This is a genomic window from Streptomyces nogalater, assembly GCF_039532885.1.
Taxonomy (GTDB): domain Bacteria; phylum Actinomycetota; class Actinomycetes; order Streptomycetales; family Streptomycetaceae; genus Streptomyces; species Streptomyces nogalater.
This window is the reverse complement of the sequence record NZ_BAAASM010000002.1, coordinates 435,252-452,200: the sequence shown is the minus strand read 5'-3', so window position 1 is coordinate 452,200 and position 16,949 is coordinate 435,252. Positions and strand designations below refer to the sequence as shown.

Here is a 16,949-nt window from a genome sequence, read left to right as displayed (position 1 = left end):
CGATCGCCGAATCTCCTCGTACGGAGTGGGGCATTCAGGGAACTTCGGTGACCCCTCGGGAGTCTTCAGGAGCAAGGGGAACAACAAGTCGCCAACACGGGGGGTGTGCGGCCTTGACCGAGATGATCGAGAGGCTCACCGCGGACACCGGGCGCGAGCCCGCACCGACCACCAGGGAACTGACGCCGTATCTGGCGCCGCTGACCGTACCGCCGGTCCTGCGGCCCGTCACGGACGACGTCCTGCGCGAAACCGAGATAGCGCTGCGCCCCACCTGGGTGCGGCTCCACCCGCAGCTGCCGCCGACCCTGATGTGGGGCTACGACGGACAGGTGCCGGGCCCCACCATCGAAGTGCGGCGCGGCCGGCGCGTCCGCATCGCCTGGACCAACCGCATCCCGAAGGAGAGCGAGTACCCGGTCACGGCGGTGGAGGTGAAGCGGCGCGAAAAGGGACCGCAGCCCACCACCGAGCCCGGCCGCGGGGGCGTCGAGCCCGACAAGAATGTCGCCGCCCTGCCCGCCTGGACGGTGACCCACCTGCACGGTGCGCAGACCGGCGGCGGCAACGACGGCTGGACGGACAACGCCGTAGGCCCCGGCGACGCCCAGCTGTCGGAGTACCCGAACGACCACCAGGCGGTCCAGTGGTGGTACCACGACCACGCCATGAACATCACCCGCTGGAACGTGATGGCGGGCCTGTACGGCACCTACCTCGTCCGCGACGACGAGGAGGACGCCCTCCACCTGCCCTCCGGCGAGCGGGAGATACCGCTGCTCATCGCCGACCGCAACATCGACACCGACGAGGACGGCCGGCTCAACGGGCGGCTGCTGCACAAGACGCTGATCGTCCAGAACCGCAACCCGGAGACCGGCAAGCCGGTCACCATCCCGTTCACCGGCCCGTACACCACCGTCAACGGCCGCATCTGGCCGTACGCCGAAGTGGACCCGGCCTGGTACCGCTTCCGGCTGGTCAACGCCTCCAACGCGCGCATCTTCCACCTGGTCCTGATCGACGAGGACGGCGAGCCGGTGCCGGGCATCGTGCACCAGATCGGCAGCGACGGCGGTCTGCTGCCGCGCCCGGTGCCGGTCGGCTTCGACGCGGAGCTGCCCGACCTGACCGCCGCGCCGGCCGAGCGGTTCGACCTGCTGATCGACTTCCGCGCCCTGGCCGGCCGGACCCTGCGCCTGGTGAACAAGGGCCCCAACCGGCCCGCCGGGGAGGCCGACCCGGAGGGGGACGTGCCGTACCCGGACGTGCTCCAGTTCCGGGTCCGGGACAGCTGCGAGGAGGACACCTTCGAACTGCCCGAGGTGCTCTCCGGCTCCTTCCGCCGCCTCACCCACGACATACCGCACGGCCACCGCCTGATCCTGCTCACCCCGCCCGCCACCAAGGGCGGCGGCGGTCACCCGGAGATCTGGGAGATGACCGAGATCGAGCGTCCGGCGGGCCTCAGGCTTCCGGCCGACGGCATCGTGCAGGTCACCGGGCCCGACGGCACCACGAAGACCTACCGGCGCACCGCGCGCACGTTCAACGACGCCCTCGGCTTCACCATCGGCGAGGGCAGCCACGAGCAGTGGAGCTTCCTCAACCTCGCTCCCATCGAGCACCCGATGCACATCCACCTGGCCGACTTCCAGCTGCTGGGCCGGGACGCCTACGACGTCACCGGCTTCGACCCGGCGGCCGGCGGCACCCGCACCCCGATCCGGTACGACGCGGGGACGGCGATACCGCTCGCGCCCAACGAGCGCGGCTACAAGGACGTCTTCCGGGTGCCGGGCAACCAGATGCTGCGGATCATGGGCCGCTTCGACGGCGCGTACGGCCGGTTCATGTACCACTGCCATCTGCTGGAGCACGAGGACATGGGCATGATGCGGCCCTTCGTCGTCATGCCGCCCGAGGCCCTGAAGTTCTCCCACGACGGGGCGCACGACGGCCACGGGCACACGGGCTGAGAAGACGGCGGCCCCGCGGACCGGGAGAGGATGACACCGGCCGCGGGGCGGCGGCGGTCAGGCGGTGCGGGCAGGCCGGACGGCCGCGTGCTCGACCGCCGCGCGGGCCAGCGCCCGGATCATCGGGTGCGGGTCCGTGCCGTCGCCGGCCAGCTCCGGCTGGAACAGCGACGCCAGGAAGAACGGATGGCCGGGCAGCTCGGCCATCCGGACCCGGCCGTCCTCGTCGTGCCCGGAGAACCGCAGCCCGTGGGCGGCGAGCGCGTCGATGCGGCGCGTGGGACCGTAGGCGCAGAAGTACCGCTCGACCGTGCGCGTCGCGCCGAACACCGACGCGGCCAGCGAGCCCGGCGCTATCGTCACCGCGGCCGAGTGCCCCACCAGCGAACAGGCCAGCGGCCCGATGAGCGGGTCCACGGCGTCCGGGTCGTTCTCGGCGTGCGCGGCGCCGGTCAGCCCGCACACGTTCCGGGCGTACTCCAGCAGCGCGTGCTGGAAGCCGCCGCACGTGCCCAGGAACGGAATGCCCTCCTCCCGGGCGGTCCGCACCGCCGCGAGGACACCCGCCTCGCTGCGGTACGGGCTGCCCGGCAGCACCCATACGGCGTCGAACCCGCGCACCGCGCCCTCGTCCTCGGCGTCCTCGGAGGAGATCCAGTACGCGTCCAGGACCAGCCGGTCGCGTGCGGCCAGGGCGTCCAGCAGGAGCGGTACGCGGGTGTGCGAGGCGACATGAGGGGAGTGGTCGCCGACGAGGGCGAGCGTGGCGGTGTGCGTCATGGCCACCATCCTCCGCACCACCGGGCGTTCACGTCCAACGATGGTTTGCGCACACTCGATAAGAAACACTGATGCGATGCTGTGCGCATGGATCCGCATCTGCTGCGCACGTACATCACCGTGGCGCGTCTCGCCTCCTTCTCGCAGGCCGCGCGCGAACTGGGCTACACCCAGTCCGCGGTCTCCCAGCACATAGCCGCCCTCGAACAGGATCTGGGCGCGCCCCTGCTGACGCGCCGTCCGGTCGTGCCCACGCCGGCCGGGGAACGGCTGCTGGAGCACGCGGAACCCCTGCTGCTGCGCCTGGACGCGGCCCGCGCCGACGTCGTCCGCATCGCCGCCGCGCCCCGGTACGGCCTGACCCTCGCCACCACCCCGACCGCGGTCACGCCCGCCGTCCTCACGGCCCTTCCGCCGGCCGGTGTCACCCTGCGCGTCCTCACCCGCGCGGAGATCCCCGCCGCCGTCGCCACCGGCACCGCCGACCTCGGCCTCGTCGACGGGCTGGCCGCGCCGAGCGATCCGCTCCGGCTGCCCGACGTGGCACCGCTGACCACGCATGGGATCGCCGAGGAACCGGTCAGCGTGCTGCTGCCCGCCGGACACCCGCTCGCCGGACGGCCCGGTCTGCGCCTCGGCGATCTGCGCGACGCCCGCTGGCTGGACGCCCCCGACACCGCCCTGCCGCTCGCCGAGGCGCGCGCCGCGAGTGCGGGCGGCGCCTTCCGGCCCGCCCTGCGCTACGAGGGCACCGACCTGCACACCCTCACCGCGCTCGTGGCCGCCGGGCACGGCCTCGCCCTGCTGCCCCGCTCGGCGGCCACGGGAGCCGCCGGCACGGTCGCCGTCCCCCTCACCGCCCCCCGGGTCGCGCACCGCACGGAACTCCTCCACGGCGGCGCCTCGGCGGGAGCGGCGGGCGAGGTGGTGCGCGGGCTGCTGAGCGGGCCATGACCACCCTCCGCCACCCTCCGGCCAGTCTCACTCTTTCGTGTCTCGTCGCGGCCCGCCGTCCCGGGTAGGGCATCAGCCGGAGGCGAGCGAACCATGGAACAGACAGCGTTGCGTCCCAAGCCGATGCCCGGACAGAACCGGCGGGAAGAGGGCGGCCAGGGACCCGTCCGCCGCCCGCATGCCGCGCCCCGGCGCGATCGGCGGCCGCGGGCCCTGCTGCTCGGCCTGGGCGCCGGCACGGTGGTGCTGCTCTGCGGCATCGGCCTCGGCATCGTCGCCGCCGTGACGACCGGCGTCGGCGGACCGGCCGGACCGTCCCGGCAGACCGCGCCGCCCGTCCCCGCGGCCCACGCCACCGCCCCGGCCGCACCCGCCCCGCCCGGCGCGACCCTCGGCGTGGAGGTGGCCGACGGGGAGAAGGCGGGCGCGGTGGTGGTGGCCGTCCACGTGCCCGGCCCCGGCTACACGGCCGGCCTGGTCCGCGGTGACATCGTGCTCCAGTTCGGCGCGGCCCGCGTCGACACCGCCGCCGACCTCGCCCGCGCCGTCACCCGGTCCCGCCCCGGCAAGGCGGTGCTCCTCACCGTGCGCCACGGCAGCGGGGCGTACCAGCAGCTGACGGTGACCCCCGGGCTGGTCACCTGAACCCCGGCGGAACCGGCGCGGTGCCCCGCCACACCTCCGCGAAACCGCTGGTCACCATCCGTCCCACGCGTCATCATGGGCCCATGCCCAGCCCCTTCGCCGCGCACCGCCCCACGCCCGTTCCGGGGATCGGGTCGCGTGGCTACGGCCGGGCGGGCAGGATGCTGCCCGAGACGTCAGCGCCCCCTTTTCCCAGCAGCGCCCGGAGGCCCGGATGACCGGTACCACGCCCGCGCCCTTCACCGCCGCCGACTACCGGGCCCGCATGGACCGCGCGGTGCGCTCCGCCGCCGACGCCGGCCTGGCCGGACTGCTCGTGGCCCCGGGCCCGGACCTGGTGTGGCTCACCGGCTACACCCCCACCGCGATCACCGAACGGCTGACCGTGCTCGTCCTCGCCCCCGGGCGCGACCCCGTCCTCGTCGTGCCCACCCTGGAGGCCCCGGACGCCGAGCAGGCACCCGGCGCCCCCGCGCTGACCCTGCGCGACTGGACCGACGGCACGGACCCCTACGCCGTCACCGCCGGCCTTCTCGACGACCGCGGCCGGTTCGGCATCAGCGACAACGCCTGGGCGATGCACCTGCTGGGCCTCCAGCGGACCCTGCCCGGCACCTCCTACGCCGCCCTCACCGACGCCCTGCCCATGCTGCGCGCGGTGAAGGACCGGGCCGAGCTGGACCTGCTGGCCGCCGCGGGGGCCGCCGCCGACCAGGCGTTCGAGGAGATCCGGAAGCTTCCCTTCGCCGGCCGCCGCGAGTCCGACGTCGGCCGGGACCTCGCGGGGCTGCTGCGCCGCTTCGGCCATGAACAGGTCGACTTCACCATCGTCGGCTCCGGCCCCAACGGCGCCAACCCGCACCACGAGGTCGGCGACCGGGTCATCCGGCCCGGCGACATGGTCGTCCTCGACTTCGGCGGCCTGAAGGACGGCTACGGCTCCGACACCACCCGCACGGTCCACGTCGGCGAACCCACCGAGGAGGAGCGCCGGGTGCACGACGTCGTACGCGCCGCCCAGGAGGCCGGCTACCAGGCCGTACGCCCCGGCGCGGCCTGCCAGGACGTCGACCGCGCCGCCCGCGCGGTGATCGCCGACGCCGGGTACGGCGCGTACTTCATCCACCGCACCGGGCACGGCATCGGCGTCACCACGCACGAACCGCCGTACATGATCGAGGGCGAGGAGCAGCCGCTCGTGCCCGGCATGTGCTTCTCCGTGGAGCCCGGTATCTATCTGCCCGGCCGCTTCGGGGTGCGCATCGAGGACATCGTCACGGTCACCGAGGACGGCGGCCGGCGCCTGAACAACACCACCCGCGAGCTGGTCACAGTGGACTGAGGCAGCCCGCGAGACCCCACCCCGACGACACCGGAACGGCGACGCGCGCACCCATGACCCAGGCACCGACACCCACCGCGGACACCGTCCGCCGACTGGTCCGTTCGCTGCTCAAGGAGGGCCGCGACGGCGCCGGGGGACCCGACGTGCGGCCCGTGACGCAGGAGGGCGAGTACACCTGGTGGGTCGGCGACCGGCATGTGCTGCGCCTCGCGCCCGACCGGGAGGCGTCCACGCGCCGCCGCCGGGAGCTGCGGCTGCGCGACCTGGTCCGCCCGCAGGTGCCGGTCGCCGTCCCGGTCAGCGTCGCGCACGGCGACTGGGCACCCGGTCTCGCCTACACCCTGGACACCCGGCTGCCCGGCGGCACGGCCGACGAGCACGACGTCTCCGCCGTCGGCGAGGCCGACCTGGCCGGGCTGCTCGGCGGGCTGCGAGCGGTGCCCGTACGCCAGGCCGAGGCGCTCGGCGTGCCCCGCACCGCACCGCGCTCACTGGAGGCGCTGCGCCGGATGGCCGTGCACGCGGCCGAACGGCTCGCCGACGCCGACGAGTTCGACGCCGCCCGGCTGCTCCAGCTCTCTGCGGCGAACGCGGCCCGGCTCAGCGCGCAGCCCGGTGCCGCCGTCCTCACCCACCACGGGCTGACCGGCGCGCGCGTGGTGGTCAGCGCCGACGGCCGGGTGCGGGGCGTGCTGGACTGGACGCGGGTGGCCGTCGGCGACCCCGCCGAGGACATCGCCGGGCTCGCCGTCGCCGTCGGCTCCCCGGCGGCCGTCCGCGCCGCCACCCTCGCCGGCTACGGCGCCCGCCCCTGCCTGCGCGGCCTGTGGCTGGCCCGCTGCGACACCGTCATCCGGTTCGCCGACCACCTGGAGGGCCGCGCGGCCGGCTCCCCGCCCCTGCTGCGGACCCGGCTGCGGCGCGCCTGGGAGCCGATCCTGCTGGAGCGGGTCACCGACTTCCCGGAGAACGAGCCGGAACCCTGACGGCGGGCGGGGCCCTTACGGGCCGCAGCCCCGGCGAGCCCCTACGGCGCGGGCCTTACGGGCCGTAGCCCCGAGGAGATCAGGGGGCCGCGAGACCGCCCCCCCCGGGGGGGAGTGGCCGGCGGTTTCAGGACTGGGTCAGGATCACGCAGGACTCGCCGGGGACGTGGAGCAGACCGTCCGGGCCCGGCTCCGGGACCGGCTCCCAGGCCGCCAGGACCTCCACCCGGCCGGTGCCCAGCGGAATCGCGGCCGTCTCCTTGCCGAGGTTCACCGCCACCCGTACGTCCCCGCGCCGGAAGGCCAGCCAGCGGGCCTCCTCGTCGTAGGCCACCCGGGTGGCGGCGAGGTCGGGGCCGGTGAGGTCGGGCTCGGCGTGGCGTAGCGCGATCAGCCGCCGGTACCAGGCCAGCACGCGCGCGTGCGGCTCGCGTTCCGGCTCCGACCAGTCCAGGCAGGACCGCTCCCGGGTCGCCGGGTCCTGCGGATCCGGTACGTCTTCCTCGGCCCAGCCGTGCGCCGCGAACTCCCGCCGCCTGCCCCGCCGTACCGCCTCGGCCAGCTCGGGATCGGTGTGGTCGGTGAAGAACTGCCAGGGCGTGCCCGCCGCCCACTCCTCGCCCATGAACAGCATCGGCGTGAACGGCGCGGTCAGCGTCAGCGCCGCCGCGCACGCCAGCAGGCCGGGGGAGAGCAGCGCGGCGAGCCGGTCGCCCTGGGCACGGTTGCCGACCTGGTCGTGGGTCTGGCTGTAGCCGAGCAGCCGGTGCCCGGCGACCCGCGTGCGGTCCAGCGGGCGGCCGTGGTGGCGGCCCCGGAACGACGAGTACGTGCCGTCGTGGAAGTAGCCGCCGGTGAGCGTCTTGGCGAGCGCGGCGAACGGCTCCCGCGCGAAGTCGGCGTAGTAGCCCTGGGCCTCGCCGGTCAGCGCGGTGTGCAGGGCGTGATGGAAGTCGTCGTTCCACTGCGCGTGCAGCCCGAGCCCGTTCTCCGCGCGCCGGGTGATGAACCGCGGGTTGTTCAGGTCCGACTCGGCGATCAGGAACAGCGGCCTGCCCACCTCCCCGGCCAGACCGTCCACGGCCGCCGACAGCTCCTCCAGGAAGTGGCATGCGCGCGTGTCGTACAGCGCGTGCACCGCGTCCAGCCGGAGCCCGTCGATCCGGTAGTCCCGCAGCCACGCCAGCGTGCTGCCGACGAGGAACGCCCGCACCTCGTCCGAGCCGGGCGCGTCCAGGTTCACCGCCGAGCCCCACGGAGTGGTGTGCGTGTCCGTGAAGTACGGCCCGAACCGCGGCAGGTAGTTGCCCGACGGGCCCAGATGGTTGTGGACGACGTCGAGGACGACACCCAGCCCGAGTTCGTGCGCCCGGTCCACGAACCGCTTCAGCGCCTCGGGCCCGCCGTACGGCTCGTGCACCGCCCACAGCGACACACCCTCGTAACCCCAGCCGTGCCGCCCCGGGAAGGGGCAGACCGGCATCAACTCGACGTGCGTGACGCCCAGTTCCACCAGGTGGTCCAGCCGGGCCGCGGCAGCGTCCAGGGTGCCCTCGCGGGTGTACGTGCCCACGTGCAGCTCGTACAGCACCGCGCCCGGCAGCCCGCGCCCCGCCCACCGCGCGCGCCACTCGTGGCGGCCGTGGTCCACGACCGCGCTCAGCCCGTCCGGTCCGTCCGGCTGGCGGCGCGAGCGCGGGTCGGGCAGCACCGGCCCGTCGTCCAGCGCGAACCCGTACCGCGTGCCGTCCGCCCCCTCCGCCTCACCCGTCCACCACCCCTCGCGCGCGGGATCGCGCGCCAACGCGCGCGTGGCGCCCTCGCAATGGAGCGTCACTCGGTCTGCCTGCGGTGCCCACACCTCGAACTGCACGGACGGTTCCCCTTCGTCTGCTCACCGTGATGTTCCGCGGCCCCCATCGTGCCGTCCCGGACGATCGATCCGCTCACCAATTCGCCCCCGGCGGGCTGGTGTCGCGTAAGTACCGGCGAAGCGGCACCGGTTCCGCGTGCTCCGGACACCCCGAGTCCACCGCCCGACGCTCCGTCGCGCCCGGCAGACCGAGCGGCTGCCCAAGCCGCCGGCCGGATCTTTTCGAACGAGCGAGCGGGTACGCGCGCGTGCCGTCCCGATCGGGTGAGCGGCCCTCGGGAAGACGGGCCGCCGTGCCGATGCAACCGGCATGACTCACTTCACCAGAGCGACAGCGGTGGCCGGTGCCCTGCTGGCCGTCGCGGCCCTTCTCACCGCCGGGCCGGCTCGGGCCTCCACCCGGGAAGCCCGCGCGGACACCTGGCTCTACCTGACGGTCACCAAGGGGAGCGCCCGGGCCGGTGCGGAGCGCGGGGCGCTGCTGCGCTGCGACCCGCCCCGTTGGCACGCGCGCGCGAGCGAGGCCTGCGCCGAACTCGCCGCCGCCGACGGCGACATCGGACGCATCCCGGCCGAGAACGTCTTCTGCCCGATGATCCACGCCCCGGTGACCACCCGGGCGCTCGGGCGGTGGAACGGGCGGACGGTCGACTTCCGGGAGACGTACACCAGCGCGTGCGTCATGAAGGCGCGCACCCGTCACGTCTTCGCCTTCGACGGCTGATGGCAGAGGGTGACGACTGACGGCTGATGGCTGGCGGCGAGCGGCCGGGCGGCGGGCCCCGGCCGGGCGGCGCGCCGCCCGCGCCGGCTCACGCCACCCGCTCCCGGGCCTGCTGCGCCGCCACCAGCACCGTCCGCGACTGGTGCTCCACCTGGTGCTCCAGCGGCACCCAGCGGGCCCGGAACCGCTCCGCGAAGGCGTCGCACCAGGCGGCCACGAGCCGCTCCAGGCGCGGCGCCGCCCGGTCGTCCGCCTCCCGCAGCACCCGCAGCAGCATCGCCGCGGCCCGCAGCGGCAGCCGCCGCCCGAAGGCGTCCACACTCCCGACGTACGCCATCGTGGTGCCCGCCGGAGAGGTGTGCGCCCAGTCCTCGGCCAGGCCCGGGATCAGCTCCAGCGCCCACCGCGCGGCCCGCAGCAGCGGTCCGTCCACGCCCTCCAGCCGGGGCAGCGCCTCGGCGAGGACCCGCTCCACCTGCCGCGCGTCCCGCAGCAGCCGGGCGGCCAGGCCGCGCAGCGCCGCCGCGGGCTCCGGGTGCGGGGCCGGGTCGTCCACCAGGTCGCTGGCCCACATCGGCACCTCCACCACGGCCGTCAGCCCGCCGTAGCGGTGCGCGTGGTACCAGGTGCTGTGCCGGGCGTCGTCCGGCATGCTCGGATAGGGCACGCCCGTCTCCGGGCCGGGCATCACATGCACCCCGGGACCGGAGGCCGGCCAGCCCGCCGCGTCCGAGGCCCCCGTCTCCACCGGTATGTGCAGCTCCGCCGCGGACTTGGCGAACGGCTCGGCGAGACCCGGCACGTCCTTGGTCAGCTGCACCCAGCTGCCGCCCAGGTCGGTGCCGTGCAACGTCACTTGAAGGTACGGCCGCACCTCGTCTATCACCCCGGTCAGCGCCCGGGTCTCGGGCGGCAGCCGGTCCGGCGGCAGCACCGACGGCGACCACTCCGGCTGCTCCGCGCCCGTCGGCCGGTAGAAGCCGAGGTGGTAGTCGAGCAGGCTGCGCGGCGCCGGGGTCACATGCAGACTCGCGCCGTCCGGGTCCGCGCACAGCAGGAAGTGCCAGGAGGTTCCGCGCCGCAACTCCCGGTCGGACAGCACCCGTTCGGCGAGCACCAGCAGGGTGGAACCGCCCGTCGGCTCATTGGCGTGGGCTCCGGCGACGACTAGCACCGCGCGGCGGGCGTGTCCCACCGACAGCAGGTGCAGGGGTCTTCCCGCGCGCGAGACGCCCACCTGGCGCAGCGCGCACAGCCCGGGTTCCAGGGCCGCCAACGCCCGGGCACGGGCGACCAGTTCGGGAACGCTGGGATAGCGCAGCTCCGGCAGAGGACTCACCCCCGACTTGTCCGCCCGGCTTCGCCCTCCCAGTCCCGCACGCGACGGGGGAACTGTCAAGCAGTCGGCGGGGGAGGCGCCCGGGGGCGTGCGGGGGCGTGCGGTGGCGCGGAACCGACGGGAGTCGGGCCACTGTGTGCCACGAGCGCACTACCGGTACGACAGGCGTCCCGTGAGCGCGCCCGCAGTCCCCACCCTCAGCTCACCATGTCCGGCCCGCCGCCCTCCCGCGTCCTCAGACCTCCGCGACGCGTTCCAGCAGGGCCACCGGGAACCGGTCCAGCAGGTCCGCCACGCGCGCGTGGCCGCTGAACTCCCGGCCCGGGACCAGCACGTCGGCCCAGCGGCCGGGCGGGAGCGGCAGCAGGGTCTCCCGCCAGCCGCCCGCCTCCGCGAGCCGCAGCGACAGCCGGGTCACCGCCGTGACCACCTCGCCGGAGCGCGCGAACGCCAGGCAGTGGCCGGCCGCCGGGCCCTCGGCGTCCAGCGGCTCGTACGACGCGTCCGCGCCGAACGCGTGCGGGCGCCGGGCGCGCAGCCGCAGCGCCGCCGCCGTCAGCGCGTCCTTCTCGCCGGGCGCCTCGGGCGGGAACGCCACCGGCCGCCGGTTGTCCGGGTCCACCAGTGCCCGGTACTCGCCCTCCGTGCCCTGGTACACGTCCGGCACCCCCGGCATCGTCAGATGCACCAGCGCGGTGCCCAGGACATTGGCCCGCACATGCGGCTCCAGCGCCTTGCGGAACGCGGCCACCCGTTCGCCGGGCGGACCGCACGGCCCGGCGGCGACGAAGGCCGCCATCGCCTCCTCGTAGGGCGGCTCCCGCTCCGTCCAGCTGGTGTACATGCCCGCCTCGCGCGCGTGCTTCAGCAGCGCCCGCTGGATCCGGTCCTCCTCGGCGGGGCCCAGCCCGAACACCGTCTGCCAGGCCGCCCAGGCCAGCTGCCCGTCCGGCGCCCCCTCCTCGGCCAGGCTCACCTCGGCGAGCAGCTCCGCCCAGCGGTCCGGGCACTCGGTGAGCACGGCCAGCGCGGCGCGCACGTCCGCGCTGCGCTTGGTGTCGTGCGTGGAGACGACCGTGCCGGTGAGCGGCCGGTCGCGCTGCACGCGCGCGCAGTACGCGTGGAACTCCTCCGGGGACACGCCCGGGCTGCCCGGGTCGCCGCCCACCTCGGCCGCCGACAGCAGCGGCACATAGCGGTAGAAGGCGGTGTCCTCCACCGACTTGGCGCGCAGCGCCGACGCGGTCTGCGCGAACCGGGTGCGGAACTCCACCCGGCCGGCGTGGTCCGGCGCCGACGGATCGCCGGGCGGCTCGACCAGCAGCCGGCGCACCACGGAGACGGCCTCGGCCTCCTCCGGCACCACGAACGCCAGCCGGGCCTCCTCGGCGGCCTCCTCGGTGATCACGGCGGAGGCGTCACCGGAGGCGTACGGCCGGTAGACCCGCATCCGCACCAGCAGCTCCTCCACGGCCGTGCGCAGTGCCCAGGGGGCGCGGTCGCGCAGCGAGAGGTCGGGCGAGACGGCACACAGCCGGGCGGCCACCCGGGTGAGCCGGTCCGTCTCCGTGGCCAGCTCGTGGGTGAGCACCTTGTACGCGGCCCGCCGGACCGTGGCCTCCCAGTTGCCGCCCCGGTCCGTCTGGGGCGCCGCGAACGCCCGGTAGCGGCCCAGCAGTTCGTACGCCCCGGTGCGGTCCGTGAACAGGCCGTCGACGTGCCGCAGGGCGTCGTAGCCGGTGGTGCCCGCGACGGGCCAGGAGGCCGGCAGCCGCTCACCGTCGGCCAGGATCTTCTCCACGACCGTCCAGCGCCCGCCGGTCGCCTCGTGCAGCCGTGCGACATAGCCGTCGGGGTCGGCGAGACCGTCGGGGTGGTCGACCCGCAGCCCGTCGAACACGCCCTCGTGCAGCAGCCGCAGGATCGTGGCGTGGGTGGCGTCGAACACCTCCGGGTCCTCCACCCGCAGGCCGATCAGCTCCGAGATGCTGAAGAACCGCCGGTAGTTCAGCTCGGTACGGGCCAGCCGCCACCACACCGGGCGGTACCACTGGGCGTCCAGCAGCTCGGGCAGCGGCAGCCCCTCGGTGCCCGGACGGAGCGGGAAGGCGTGGTCGTGGTAGCGCAGCACGTCGCCGTCCACCCGCAGCCGCTCCAGCTCCGAGCCGACCGGGCCGCCGAGCACCGGCAGCAGCACCCGGCCGTCCTGCGCCGCCCAGTCGATGTCGAACCAGCGCGCGTACGGCGAGTCGGGCCCGTCGCGCAGCACCTCCCACAGGGCGCGGTTGTACCGGGGCACCATCGCCATGTGGTTGGGCACGATGTCCACCACCAGGCCGAGACCGTGCTCCCGCGCGGTACGGGCCAGCGCGCGCAGGCCCTCCTCGCCGCCCAGTTCCTCGCGCACGCGCGCGTGGTCCACCACGTCGTAGCCGTGCGCGGAGCCCGGGACGGCCTCCAGGACCGGGGACAGGTGCAGATGCGAGACGCCGAGTGACGCCAGGTACGGTACGGCCGCTTCGGCGGCGGCGAACGGGAACGCGGGCTGGAGCTGCAGCCGGTAGGTGGCCGTGGGCACCCCCGGTCCGGGACGCGCAGAAGTCATGGGAACCTACGTACCCCGCTGGCCGTCTTTCGTGTCATCGGCCGGTGCCCGGATCACGCCCGCGTGTCTAGGTTCGAGTGATGGGGACGACGGGAAAGCCGGGGCGGGCCCGTGCGGGGGGCGCCTACCGGCGGGTGATCGGGTTGACGGGGCCGCTGCTGCCGTGTGTGTCCTTCCTGGGGCGGCTGCCGACGGCCACCATCCAGTTCGGCAGCCTGCTGCTCGTCACCCGCACGCACGGCTCCCTCGCCACGGCCGGTCTGACCGGGGGCGCGCTCGCGCTCGGCCAGGTGGTCTGCGGACCGCTGGTGGGGCGGCTCGCGGACCGGCACGGGCAGCGGCCGGTGGTGCTCGCGTTCTCGCTTCTCAACGCCGTCGCCGTGGTCGCGCTGGTCGCCGGGGCGCTCGCCGGGCTGCCGGCGCCCGCGCTGGTCCTCCTGGGGGCGGCCGCGGGCGTCACCGTGCCGCTCGTGGGCCCGTTGGCCCGCGCCCGCCTGATAGCGCTCGCCCGCCGCTCGGGCGTCTCCGAGTCGACGGTCGGCGCCGCGCTGTCCTTGGAGAGCACCCTGGACGAACTGTCCTTCGTCCTCGGCCCGGCGCTCGTCGGCCTGGCCGCGGTACTCGCCCATCCGGCCTACGCGATGGCCGCAGCGGCGCTCCTCGTGGCCGCCTGCGGCACCGCCTTCGCCCTCCACCCGACGTCCCGTGTGACGTCCCCTGCCGACGAAAACGCCGACCGCCCCGGTGGCGCCCCCACCCCCGAAGCCCCGCGTCCCGGCCCTTCCCGGGCCCGCTCCGCCCGCCCGCCGATGCCTGCCGGCGTGCCCGGTCTGTTCGCCGCGTTGGCGCTTCAGGGGGCCATGTTCGGGGCCTGCCAGGCGGGGATCACGGCGCTCACCGGGCGGCTCGGGCAGGCGGACCAGGCGGGGCTGGTGTACGCGGCCATGGGGGTGATGAGCGCGGTGGCGGGGCTCGCGACGGCCGCCGTACCGGAGCGCGTCGGCGCCCGCACGCGCTGGCGGCTGGCCACGGGCGCCGCGCTCGCGCTGTCCCTGCCGCTGCTCGGGACGAGGAGCCTGCCCGGCCTGTACGCCGTCGTCACCGTCCTGGGCGTCGCCTACGCCCCGCACCTGATCACCGTCTTCGGCCTCCTGGAACGCGCCGTCGCGCCGTCCCGGCTGGCCGAGACCATGGGCGTGGCCACCAGCGCCCTCGTCGGCGGCCAGGCCCTGGCGATCGCCGGCACCGGACGCCTCGCGGAGTCCCACGGCCCCACGGCCGCCTTCGCGGTGGCGAGCGCGGCGGCCGGGCTCACCTTCGTCCTCGCCCTGACGGTGCGCCCGGCCACGCACGCGGGCGGGCCCGGTGACGCGCTCCACGCGCGCGTGGCGGACCCGCGACCCCGCTAGGGGGCCGCGCGCCTCACTCGGCGCCCCTCACGCCGCGGGCCTCGCTCCGCGCGGCCCTACTCCGCGGGCCGTCGCAGCACCGTCAGGCTGCGGTCCGGCAGGGTGACGCGGTCCCCGGCCGCGACCTTCTCGCCCGTCCCCGGCTCCACCCCGTCCGGGCGGGCCGTGTCCACGACCACCTGCCACTGCCGGCCGTGGTCGACCGGCACCACGAAGTCCAGCGGTCCGGGCGAGGCGTTGAACATCAGCAGGAAGGAGTCGTCGGTGATGCGCTCCCCGCGCGGGCCGGGCTCGGAGATGGCGTTGCCGTTGAGGAACACCGTCAGCGCGGAGGCCTGCGCCGAGTCCCAGTCCCGCTGGGTCATCTCGGCGCCCTCGGGAGTGAACCAGGCGATGTCGGACAGCTCGTCGTGGGTGCCCTCCACCGGACGGCCGTGGAAGAAGCGCCGCCGCCGCAGGACGGGATGGTCCCGGCGCAGCCACACCATCGCGCGCGTGAACTCCAGCAGCTCGCCGTCCTCCGCCGGCCAGTCGATCCACGACAGCTCGTTGTCCTGGCAGTAGGCGTTGTTGTTGCCGCGCTGGGTGCGCGCGAACTCGTCACCGTGGCTGATCATCGGCACGCCCTGGGACAGCATCAGCGTGGCGATGAAGTTCCGCATCTGCCGGGCGCGCAGCCGCAGTACCCCGGGGTCGTCGGTGTCGCCCTCCACCCCGCAGTTCCAGGACCGGTTGTGGCTCTCGCCGTCCCGGTTGTCCTCGCCGTTGGCGTCGTTGTGCTTGTCGTTGTAGGCCACCAGGTCGTGCAGGGTGAAACCGTCGTGGCAGGTGACGAAGTTGATGGACGCCAGCGGGCGGCGGCCGTCGTCCTGGTAGAGGTCGGAGGAACCGGTCAGCCGGGAGGCGAACTCGGCCAGCGCGCGCGGCTCGCCCCGCCACAGGTCCCGGACGGTGTCCCGGTACTTGCCGTTCCACTCGGTCCACAGGGGCGGGAAGTTGCCCACCTGGTAGCCGCCCTCGCCCACGTCCCACGGCTCGGCGATCAGCTTCACCTGGGAGACCACCGGGTCCTGCTGCACCAGGTCGAAGAACGACGACAGCCGGTCCACCTCGTGGAACTGCCGGGCGAGGGTGGCCGCGAGGTCGAAGCGGAAGCCGTCGACGTGCATCTCGGTGACCCAGTACCGCAGCGAGTCCATGATCAGCTGGAGCACGTGCGGGGACCGCATCAGCAGCGAGTTCCCGGTGCCCGTGGTGTCCATGTAGTAGCGCGGATCATCGGCGAGCCGGTAGTACGAGGGGTTGTCGATGCCCTTGAAGGACAGCGTCGGGCCCAGGTGGTTGCCCTCGGCGGTGTGGTTGTAGACCACGTCCAGGATGACCTCGATCCCGGCCTCGTGCAGCGCCCGGACCGCCGACTTGAACTCCAGCACCTGCTGGCCGCGGTCGCCCCAGGAGGCGTACGCGTTGTGCGGGGCGAAGAAGCCGATGGTGTTGTAGCCCCAGTAGTTGTTCAGGCCCATGTCGACCAGCCGGTGGTCGTTCACGAACTGGTGGACGGGCATCAGTTCGAGCGCCGTCACCCCGAGCTTGGTCAGGTGTTCGATGACGGCCGGGTGGGCGAGGCCCGCGTAGGTGCCGCGCAGCTCCTCGGGCAGCTCCGGGTGACGCATGGTCAGCCCCTTGACGTGGGCCTCGTAGATCACCGTGTGGTGGTACTCGGTGCGCGGCGGGCGGTCGTCGCCCCAGTCGAAGTACGGGTTGATCACCACCGACGTCATGGTGTGCGGCGCCGAGTCCAGGTCGTTGCGCCGCTCCGGCGCGCCGAAGTGGTAGCCGTACACCTCCTCGCCCCACCGGACCGACCCGCTGACCGCCTTCGCGTACGGGTCGAGCAGCAGCTTCGCCGAGTTGCAGCGCAGCCCCCGCCCGGGGTCGTACGGGCCGTGCACCCGGAACCCGTACCGCTGCCCCGGCATCACCCCCGGCACGTACGCGTGCCGCACGAACGCGTCGCTCTCGCGCAGTTCCACCGCCGTCTCCGAGCCGTCGTCGTGCAGCAGACACAGCTCTACTCGGTCCGCGGCCTCCGTGAAGACCGCGAAGTTGGTTCCGGCGCCGTCATAGGTGGCGCCGAGCGGATACGCCTCTCCAGGCCAGACCTGCATGGATACGACTCTCCCAGGTGTGCCGTCCGCCCGGGGCCGCCTCGGCCCCGAGTCCTGTCCGAAAGTGAGGCAACCTCCCCCGGCCCACCCGCCCTCTTGTCGTGTGACCAGTGCGTGCGGCGGTTCTGGTACCCGCCGTGCG

Annotated in this window: 12 protein-coding genes; 7 read left to right on the top strand and 5 right to left on the bottom strand. The window is 74.6% G+C overall.

The genetic code is table 11. The annotated features are described in order from the left end of the window. Positions 1-122 precede the first annotated feature (122 nt). Positions 123-1,979, top strand: coding sequence for an O-aminophenol oxidase PhsA (gene phsA / locus ABD350_RS03940; RefSeq protein WP_344346419.1), 1,857 nt, complete (start codon positions 123-125; stop codon positions 1,977-1,979). Positions 1,980-2,036: 57 nt separating this feature from the next. Here the strand turns inward: phsA and ABD350_RS03935 are convergent, their stop codons facing one another. Further along, positions 2,037-2,759 carry a CTP synthase C-terminal region-related (seleno)protein gene (locus tag ABD350_RS03935; protein WP_344346259.1) on the bottom strand — a complete coding sequence of 241 codons (723 nt, stop codon included), beginning with the start codon at positions 2,757-2,759 and terminating at the stop codon, positions 2,037-2,039. Positions 2,760-2,846: 87 nt separating this feature from the next. On the opposite strand from ABD350_RS03935, the gene ABD350_RS03930 reads away from it, so the two are divergent. The 4 genes from ABD350_RS03930 (at position 2,847) to ABD350_RS03915 (ending at position 6,689) form a co-directional block, all read left to right on the top strand. After that, entirely contained in the window at positions 2,847-3,713 is an 867-nt protein-coding gene (locus tag ABD350_RS03930) for a LysR family transcriptional regulator (RefSeq protein ID WP_344346258.1), read from the top strand. Between the two features lie 93 nt (positions 3,714-3,806). Continuing rightward, positions 3,807-4,358 (top strand): PDZ domain-containing protein, encoded by a 552-nt coding sequence (locus ABD350_RS03925; RefSeq protein ID WP_344346256.1) that lies wholly within the window; start codon positions 3,807-3,809, stop codon positions 4,356-4,358. A 214-nt stretch (positions 4,359-4,572) separates the two neighbouring features. After that, a complete protein-coding gene (locus ABD350_RS03920; protein WP_344346255.1) occupies positions 4,573-5,700 on the top strand; it encodes an aminopeptidase P family protein in 1,128 nt (375 codons plus the stop codon). A 53-nt stretch (positions 5,701-5,753) separates the two neighbouring features. Next, positions 5,754-6,689 carry an aminoglycoside phosphotransferase family protein gene (locus tag ABD350_RS03915; protein ID WP_344346253.1) on the top strand — a complete coding sequence of 312 codons (936 nt, stop codon included), beginning with the start codon at positions 5,754-5,756 and terminating at the stop codon, positions 6,687-6,689. A 127-nt stretch (positions 6,690-6,816) separates the two neighbouring features. Here the strand turns inward: ABD350_RS03915 and treZ are convergent, their stop codons facing one another. After that, on the bottom strand, positions 6,817-8,562 hold the full coding sequence (gene treZ / locus ABD350_RS03910; protein WP_344346252.1) for a malto-oligosyltrehalose trehalohydrolase: 1,746 nt from the start codon (positions 8,560-8,562) through the stop codon (positions 6,817-6,819). Positions 8,563-8,872: 310 nt separating this feature from the next. On the opposite strand from treZ, the gene ABD350_RS03905 reads away from it, so the two are divergent. Further along, positions 8,873-9,286, top strand: a complete 414-nt coding sequence (locus ABD350_RS03905; RefSeq protein WP_344346251.1) for an SSI family serine proteinase inhibitor — start codon at positions 8,873-8,875, stop codon at positions 9,284-9,286. 88 nt (positions 9,287-9,374) lie between these two features. Here ABD350_RS03905 and ABD350_RS03900 read toward each other — a convergent pair whose 3' ends face one another. Beyond that, positions 9,375-10,625, bottom strand: coding sequence for a M14 family zinc carboxypeptidase (locus ABD350_RS03900; RefSeq protein ID WP_344346250.1), 1,251 nt, complete (start codon positions 10,623-10,625; stop codon positions 9,375-9,377). Between the two features lie 235 nt (positions 10,626-10,860). After that, positions 10,861-13,230, bottom strand: a complete 2,370-nt coding sequence (gene treY / locus ABD350_RS03895; RefSeq protein ID WP_344346248.1) for a malto-oligosyltrehalose synthase — start codon at positions 13,228-13,230, stop codon at positions 10,861-10,863. Between the two features lie 80 nt (positions 13,231-13,310). Between treY and ABD350_RS03890 the strand changes: the two genes are divergently transcribed. Further along, positions 13,311-14,639, top strand: a complete 1,329-nt coding sequence (locus ABD350_RS03890) for an MFS transporter (protein ID WP_344346247.1) — start codon at positions 13,311-13,313, stop codon at positions 14,637-14,639. A 56-nt stretch (positions 14,640-14,695) separates the two neighbouring features. Here the strand turns inward: ABD350_RS03890 and glgX are convergent, their stop codons facing one another. Continuing rightward, positions 14,696-16,807, bottom strand: a complete 2,112-nt coding sequence (gene glgX / locus ABD350_RS03885; RefSeq protein ID WP_344346246.1) for a glycogen debranching protein GlgX — start codon at positions 16,805-16,807, stop codon at positions 14,696-14,698. Between the last annotated feature and the right edge of the window lie 142 nt (positions 16,808-16,949).